Annotated in this window: 1 tRNA gene and 3 rRNA genes; all 4 read left to right on the top strand. The window is 53.2% G+C overall.

Annotated features, from left to right (window positions below):
• A 16S ribosomal RNA gene (locus tag G3578_RS20605) occupies positions 1-258 on the top strand; the annotation flags it as partial.
• 55 nt (positions 259-313) lie between these two features.
• A tRNA-Ala gene (locus G3578_RS20610) sits at positions 314-389 on the top strand.
• A gap of 117 nt (positions 390-506) precedes the next feature.
• A 5S ribosomal RNA gene (gene rrf / locus G3578_RS20615) occupies positions 507-623 on the top strand.
• A gap of 159 nt (positions 624-782) precedes the next feature.
• Positions 783-1,007: ribosomal RNA gene (locus G3578_RS20620) — 23S ribosomal RNA — on the top strand; the annotation flags it as partial.

Consider the following 1,007-nt stretch of genomic DNA (forward strand, 5'->3'; position numbering starts at 1 on the left):
GCCTGCATGAAGTCGGAATCGCTAGTAATCGCGGATCAGCATGCCGCGGTGAATACGTTCCCGGGCCTTGTACACACCGCCCGTCACACCACGAGAGTTTACAACACCCGAAGTCGGTGAGGTAACCTAAGCCACCCCAAAAAGTATTACTTTTTGGGGACCCCGGTTGGGAGCCAGCCGCCGAAGGTGGGGTAGATGATTGGGGTGAAGTCGTAACAAGGTATCCGTACCGGAAGGTGCGGATGGATCACCTCCTTTCTAAGGATGCATGGGCAGATTGCGCAGTTCTATCCGGTTTTCAGGGAACTATCCCGGGGCTGTAGCTCAGTTGGGAGAGCGCCTGCCTTGCAAGCAGGAGGTCATCGGTTCGATCCCGTTCAGCTCCACCATTTTTATCAACTTGACGACTTGCTTTTGTCGAGTCGGCATGGTAAATTGAATATCCTGATCGGCTAAAAGCGTCTCGTACTGAGACATTGCCGACACCCGCACATCCATGTGCATGGTCTGGTGACGATGGCGGAGGGGACACACCCGTTCCCATTCCGAACACGGCCGTTAAGCCCTCCAGCGCCGATGGTACTTGTCCCGAAGGGGACCGGGAGAGTAGGACGTTGCCAGGCAGGTTGCTCGAACGAGCAACTCAACAGTGAAAAACGTCTCGACGTTTTTCATAAAAACTTCAATCAGACCGCTTGCGGTCTGCAAAAAACGAAGTTTTTTGCACCTTGAAAACTGGATAACGCAAGTATTGCTAAGGTTTTAACTGATGTACCAATTGTGGTTAAGTTACTAAGGGCACACGGTGGATGCCTTGGCGCTAGGAGCCGAAGAAGGACGCAGCGAACTGCGATAAGCCTCGGGGAGCGGTAAGCACGCCTTGATCCGGGGATCTCCGAATGGGGCAACCCACCATCCGTAATGGGATGGTATCCGTACCTGAATCCATAGGGTATGAGAAGGCACACCCGGTGAACTGAAACATCTAAGTAGCCGGAGGAGAAGAA

Source organism: Brevibacillus sp. SYP-B805 (assembly GCF_011059135.1).
Lineage (GTDB): Bacteria > Bacillota > Bacilli > Brevibacillales > Brevibacillaceae > Brevibacillus_F.